This is a genomic window from Lentiprolixibacter sp., assembly GCF_982873095.1.
On record NZ_CEYNTP010000154.1, the window covers coordinates 1 to 6798 of the forward strand.

Consider the following 6798-nt stretch of genomic DNA (forward strand, 5'->3'; position numbering starts at 1 on the left):
GTCCCTGGGTGGGAACCTGGAGACCATGGTATCCGGAAGTGCTGCCCTGCAGCCAAGGCTTGCGCGCGTATTCGGCGCTGCTGGAATTCCCGTGATGGAAGGGTATGGCCTTACGGAAACCTCTCCCGTGATTTCAGTAAACGACCAGAGGAATGCGGGCTGGAAAATTGGATCGGTAGGTCGCATTATAGACGATGTAGAGGTAAAGATTGCCGATGATGGCGAGATCCTCTGTAAAGGCCCCAATGTGATGATGGGGTATTACAAGGACCCCGAAAAGACTGCAGAAGTGATCAAAGACGGGTATTTCCATACAGGGGATATCGGAGAGATCGATGCAGAAGGCTTTTTAAAGATCACTGATCGTAAAAAAGAAATGTTCAAAACCTCGGGAGGGAAATATGTGGCCCCGCAGCTCCTGGAGAACCGGTTTAAGCAATCCCGCTTTATCGAACAGATCATGGTCGTGGGCGAAGGGGAAAAGATGCCTGCAGCCCTGATCCAGCCCAACTACGAGTTCCTCTACGAATGGGCAGACCGGCACAACATCACCCTGGGTGCAAATTCTGATATTGTGGTGAATGAGAAAGTCCTCGCCCGCTATCAGAAAGAAGTGGATGAAGCCAATGAAAGTTTTGCAAAGTGGGAAAAAGTAAAGCAATTCCGACTTACTCCGGATGTCTGGTCCGTCGATGACGGGCACCTAACCCCTACTATGAAATTGCGCAGAAAGATCATCAGGGAGAAGTATATCCACCTCTACAACGACATCTACGGACACTGATATTTCAATTTAAACGTACCTGCACTTTAGGCAAATTTATTATGCATGCATAATAAATTTTTGTATCTTTGGGAACAGAATTGTTTCCATGAAGGATATTACTATTGATTACGCCCTGCGAGCCACTTGGCAAGCCGTAGCCCGGATGTACAACGAAGAAGCCAAGAAATTCGGGGCAACCATGGCTGTGGGGTTTACGCTTTTGAGCATAGACCCCAAGACAGGTACCCCTTCCACTTCCCTGGGACCCAAAATGGGAATGGAAGCCACTAGCCTGTCCCGTATCCTGAAAAGTATGGAGGAAAGGGGTCTCATTGAAAGACGGCCCAATCCGAAAGATGGCAGAAGCGTCCTTATCCACCTCACCCCCTTTGGGCTGGAAAAACGAGAAGATTCAAAAGCTGTCGTGCTTCGGTTCAACGATGCGGTAAAAGAGGGTGTGCCTGCCGAAAAACTCAAACATTTTTTTGAGGTCACAGAAAAAATAAACCAACTGATAGCAGAAAAGAAAATATACTTGCAGGACACCCCTGAAAATTGAGAGAATCCCTACTGAATATGAAAAAACACATCAAAAAAGTAGCCGTGATCGGCTCCGGAATCATGGGAAGTGGCATCGCCTGCCACTTTGCCAATATTGGCGTGGAAGTCCTACTCCTGGATATCGTACCCAGGGAACTTAATGAAAAGGAAAAAGCGAAAGGGCTCAGCCTGGACGATAAGGCAGTGCGCAACCGACTTGTCAATGATGCGCTGGCCAAAGCCTTGAAATCCAAACCCTCACCTATCTACCATTCCAAATTTGCCAGCAGGATCACTACAGGCAACCTGGAGGACGATCTTCATAAGATTGCCGGGGTAGATTGGATCATCGAAGTCGTTGTGGAACGACTGGATATTAAACAAAAGGTATTTGAACAGGTAGAAAAGTACCGGAAACCAGGGACACTGATCACCTCCAATACTTCAGGTATCCCCATTGCATTTATGAGCAAGGGGCGCAGTGAGGATTTCCAGCAGAATTTCTGCGGGACACATTTCTTCAATCCCCCGAGGTATTTAAAGTTGTTTGAAATCATTCCCGGCCCGAAAACAAAACCCGAGGTACTGTCTTTCCTCAATTCCTACGGGGAGCAATTCCTGGGCAAGACCTCAGTGGTGGCCAAGGACACCCCTGCCTTTATTGGAAACCGTATCGGGATTTTCAGTATTATGAGCCTGTTCCATGCAGTTAAGGACATGGGGCTCACCGTGGAAGAAGTGGATAAGCTTACTGGTCCTGTGATCGGGAGGCCGAAATCTGCCACTTTCAGAACCGTTGATGTCGTGGGATTGGATACCCTTATCCATGTGGCCAACGGTATAGGGGAAAACTGCCCCGATGATGAAAGACATGCCCTTTTTCAACTCCCGGGATTCATAAAGACCATGTCAGACAAGCAATGGCTGGGAAGTAAAACCGGGCAGGGCTTCTATAAAAAAGTAAAGGGAGACAAAGGCAAAAGCGAAATCCTTACGCTCGACCTGGACACCCTGGAATATCGTTCCAAAAAACGGGCAAACTTTGCCTCCCTCGAGCTGACCAAACCCATCGATAAGGTCATTGAGCGTTTCCCTGTTTTGATCAACGGAAAAGACAAGGCCGGAGAATTCTACCGCAAAAGTTTCGGTGCCCTCTTCGCCTACGTATCCCATCGTATACCCGAAATTACAGACGAACTCTACAAGATAGACGATGCTATGAAAGCGGGCTTCGGCTGGGAGCACGGTCCGTTCCAGATCTGGGATGCCATTGGGCTGGAAAAAGGCCTCGAACTGATCGAGGAAGCGGGACAGCAGCCTGCCAGCTGGGTAGGTGAAATGCAGGCAGAAGGGGTGAGTTCCTTTTACAGCGTGCAAAATGGGGCGACTTATTTCTACAACATACCCGATAAGAAATCGATCAAAAAACCGGGTCAGGATGCATTTATCATCCTGGACAACATCCGAAAATCCAACGAAGTATTCAAGAATAGTGGTGTGGTGATCGAGGACCTTGGGGATGGGATCCTGAACTGCGAATTCCAGTCCAAAATGAATACCATTGGCGGGGACGTGATTGCCGGGCTCAACAAGGCAGTTGACCTGGCAGAAAAAGACTTTCAGGGCCTCGTTATCGGGAATCAGGCGGCCACCTTCTCTGTGGGGGCCAATATCGGCATGATCTTTATGATGGCCGTGGAACAGGAATACGACGAGCTGAATATGGCGATAAAAATGTTCCAGGACACCATGATGCGTATGCGTTATTCGGCCATCCCTACGGTAGCAGCACCCCACGGGATGTGCCTGGGGGGAGGCTGTGAGTTATCCCTCCACGCCGATAAAGTAGTGGCAGCCGCCGAGACCTATATTGGCCTGGTGGAATTTGGTGTTGGGGTGATCCCCGGAGGTGGCGGCTCCAAGGAAATGGCACTGCGTGCCTCCGATACCTTCCGAAAGAATGACGTAGAGCTCAATGTGCTGCAGGAATACTTCCTGACAATTGGAATGGCCAAGGTGTCTACTTCCGCCTATGAGGCATTTGACCTGGGCATACTACAAAAAGGAAAAGATGTGGTGGTGGTCAACAAAGACCGTCAAATAGCCACGGCCAAGGCCTATGCCAAGCTGATGGCCGAAGCCGGCTATACCCAACCCATCCGCAGGAACGATGTTAAGGTGCTTGGTAAACAGGCCCTGGGAATGTTCCTCGTGGGAACAGACTCCATGGAAGCGGCGCATTACATTTCGGAGCACGACAAGAAAATTGCGGACAAACTGGCCTATGTAATGGCTGGTGGTGACCTTTCTGAAGCCTCCCTCGTAAGCGAACAATACCTGCTGGATATCGAACGTGAAGCCTTCCTTTCCCTGTGTACGGAACGCAAAACCCTGGAACGCATCCAGCATATGCTCAAAACTGGTAAACCTTTAAGAAACTAATCATGAGAACAGCTTATATCGTTAAAGCCTACCGAACGGCAGTTGGAAAAGCCCCAAGGGGGTTATTCCGGTTCAAACGCCCAGATGAACTGGCGGCAGAAACTATAGCCCATATGATGGAGGAACTGCCTCAACTCGACAAAAAACGCATCGATGATGTGATTGTGGGCAATGCCATGCCAGAAGCAGAGCAAGGCCTGAATATGGCGCGCTTGATCTCCCTTATGGGGCTCGAGGTACAGGATGTACCCGGGGTAACCGTTAACCGCTATTGCGCTTCCGGTCTGGAAACCATTGGCATAGCCACCGCTAAGATTCAGGCCGGGATGGCAGACTGTATCATCGCTGGCGGGGCGGAAAGTATGAGTTATATCCCCATGGGCGGGTACAAACCCACACCGGATTATCAGACGGCAAAGGAAGGCCATGAGGATTACTACTGGGGGATGGGCCTAACGGCAGAGGCTGTAGCGGAACAATTCAAGGTATCCCGGGAAGACCAGGATGCATTCGCTTATAATTCCCATATGAAGGCACTGGCAGCGCAAAAGGAAGGGAAATTTAAGGACCAGATTGTACCCATTGAGGTGGAGCACACCTTTGTTAATCCGGAAGGCAAGAAAGAAACCCAGACCTACACCGTAGATTCAGATGAGGGGCCAAGGGCAGACACCTCGCTTGAGGTACTCGGACGACTGAAACCGGTTTTTGCGGCGAATGGAAGCGTCACCGCAGGGAATTCCTCCCAGATGAGTGACGGGGCTGCCTTTGTTTTAGTGATGAGCGAAGAACTTGTTAAGGAACTTAAACTCGAACCCATTGCCCGGCTAGTCAACTACGCTGCCGCGGGGGTAGAGCCCAGGATCATGGGTATCGGGCCGGTGAAGGCAGTGCCCAAGGCACTTAAACAGGCTGGTTTAAATCAAAACGAAATAGAACTGATTGAACTGAACGAAGCTTTTGCTTCACAGTCCCTGGCGGTCATCCGGGAACTGCAATTAAACCAAGACATCGTTAATGTCAATGGCGGAGCTATCGCACTGGGCCATCCCCTCGGGTGTACAGGTGCTAAACTTTCAGTGCAACTCTTCGATGAGATGCGCAAACGAAATATGAAAGGAAAATACGGTATGGTAACCATGTGCGTGGGAACCGGACAGGGAGCCGCCGGTATTTATGAGTTTTTGAATTAATCAATCAAAAAATAAGCAAGATGAGTACAGAAATAAAAGAAAAAGAAATTCTGCGAGGCGGGCAGTTTATAGTAAAAGAGACCGCCTGTGAAGATGTCTTCACCCTGGAGGATCTGAATGAAGAACAAAAAATGATGCGCGAAAGCACCAAGGAGTTCGTAGACCGTGAACTTTGGGGGCACTGGGAACGTTTTGAGCAAAAGGACTATGCCTACACCGAGGCCTGTATGCGCAAAGCTGGTGAAATGGGCTTCCTGAGCATCGCCGTACCCGAAGCCTATGGTGGTATGGGCATGGGATTTGTAGACACCATGCTGGTTTGCGATTATATTTCGGGGGCCACAGGTTCCTTTAGTACGGCTTTTGGGGCACACACCGGAATTGGCACCATGCCAATCACCCTCTACGGCACTGAAGAACAAAAAAAGAAATATGTCCCAAAACTCGCCACTGGGGAATGGTTTGGTGCTTACTGCCTTACCGAGCCCGGAGCCGGTTCTGATGCCAATTCGGGAAAAACCAAAGCTGTTCTTTCTGAGGATGGGAAATACTACAGCATCACCGGACAAAAAATGTGGATCTCCAATGCGGGCTTCTGCAACCTCTTTATCGTTTTTGCCCGGATTGAGGACGACAAGTACATTACAGGATTTATTGTAGAGAACGATCCTGAGAATGGTATCACCCTGGGCGATGAGGAAAAGAAACTTGGGATCCACTCCTCCTCTACCCGGCAGGTATTCTTTAACGAAACCAAAGTTCCCGTGGAAAACATGCTGTCTGAGCGCGGTAACGGGTTCAAGATCGCTATGAATGCGCTCAATGTGGGGCGTATAAAACTGGCTGCCGCCTGTTTGGAAGCCCAGCGCAGGGTAACCCATGAAGCCGTTCGTTATGCCAATGAACGTGTTCAGTTCAAGACGCCGATCATGAATTTCGGGGCCATAAAGGCCAAAATTGCCCAGATGTCTATGAACGCTTATGCCGGAGAATCTGCGTGTTACAGGGCAGCCAAAGACATTCAGGACCGCATTGCCATACGGGTGGCCGATGGAAATTCTCACCAGGAGGCAGAACTTAAAGGGGTGGAGGAATATGCCATTGAATGTTCCATATTGAAAGTTGCCGTTTCTGAAGATGTGCAACAGACCACAGATGAGGGTATTCAGGTTTTTGGAGGTATGGGCTTCAGTGCGGATACCCCGATGGAATCAGCCTGGAGGGATGCCCGTATTTCCCGAATTTATGAAGGGACCAATGAGATCAATCGCATGCTGGCCGTAGGTATGCTGGTTAAAAAAGCCATGCGGGGCCATGTGGACCTCCTAGGCCCGGCAACGGCAGTGGGAGAAGAATTGATGGGCATCCCATCATTTGAGACGCCTGACTTTTCCGCCCTGTTTTCAGAGGAAAAAGACCTGGTAGCCCGCTTAAAAAAGGTGTTCCTTATGGTAGCCGGAAGTGCAGTACAAAAGTTTGGACCCGACCTGGAAAAACACCAGCAACTCTTGCTGGCTGCGGCCGATATCCTCATAGAAATCTACATGGCAGAATCTACCCTGCTCCGAACAGAAAAGAATGCCAAGCGCTTTGGTGAGGAAGCCCAGGAAGCCCAGATCGCCATGTCGCGGTTGTACCTCTACAATGCCGTTGACCTCATTACGCAACGGGCGAAAGAGGCCATCGTGTCCTTCGCAGAAGGCGACGAACAGCGCATGATGCTCATGGGACTCAAGCGATTTACCAAATACATCAATCAACCCAATGTTGTGCAGCTGAGAACTATAATTGCTGACAAAGTAGCTGCTGACAACGGGTATACCTTTGACTAATCAGGTAACTGATGTTTCCTTGGGG

Annotated in this window: 5 protein-coding genes; all 5 read left to right on the forward strand. The window is 49.6% G+C overall.

Annotation, left to right across the window (positions count from 1 at the left end):
* Window positions 1-784: AMP-dependent synthetase/ligase (locus AC4E7D_RS09790; RefSeq protein WP_490173618.1), on the forward strand; the 784-nt coding region annotated here is incomplete at its 5' end.
* A gap of 88 nt (window positions 785-872) precedes the next feature.
* Window positions 873-1325, forward strand: coding sequence for a MarR family winged helix-turn-helix transcriptional regulator (locus AC4E7D_RS09795; protein WP_490173619.1), 453 nt, complete (start codon window positions 873-875; stop codon window positions 1323-1325).
* Between the two features lie 17 nt (window positions 1326-1342).
* Complete coding sequence (locus AC4E7D_RS09800; protein WP_490173620.1) at window positions 1343-3748, forward strand: 3-hydroxyacyl-CoA dehydrogenase/enoyl-CoA hydratase family protein; 2406 nt, start codon at window positions 1343-1345, stop codon at window positions 3746-3748.
* Window positions 3749-3750: 2 nt separating this feature from the next.
* A complete protein-coding gene (locus AC4E7D_RS09805; RefSeq protein ID WP_490173621.1) occupies window positions 3751-4941 on the forward strand; it encodes an acetyl-CoA C-acyltransferase in 1191 nt (396 codons plus the stop codon).
* A 20-nt stretch (window positions 4942-4961) separates the two neighbouring features.
* Entirely contained in the window at window positions 4962-6773 is a 1812-nt protein-coding gene (locus AC4E7D_RS09810; protein ID WP_490173622.1) for an acyl-CoA dehydrogenase FadE, read from the forward strand.
* Window positions 6774-6798 lie beyond the last annotated feature (25 nt).

Coding starts and splice junctions, on each gene's coding strand:
- AC4E7D_RS09800 (WP_490173620.1), top strand. CDS start 1,343: ATGAAAAAACACATCAAAAAAGTAGCCGTGATCGGCTCCGGAATCATG.
- AC4E7D_RS09795 (WP_490173619.1), top strand. CDS start 873: ATGAAGGATATTACTATTGATTACGCCCTGCGAGCCACTTGGCAAGCC.
- AC4E7D_RS09810 (WP_490173622.1), top strand. CDS start 4,962: ATGAGTACAGAAATAAAAGAAAAAGAAATTCTGCGAGGCGGGCAGTTT.
- AC4E7D_RS09805 (WP_490173621.1), top strand. CDS start 3,751: ATGAGAACAGCTTATATCGTTAAAGCCTACCGAACGGCAGTTGGAAAA.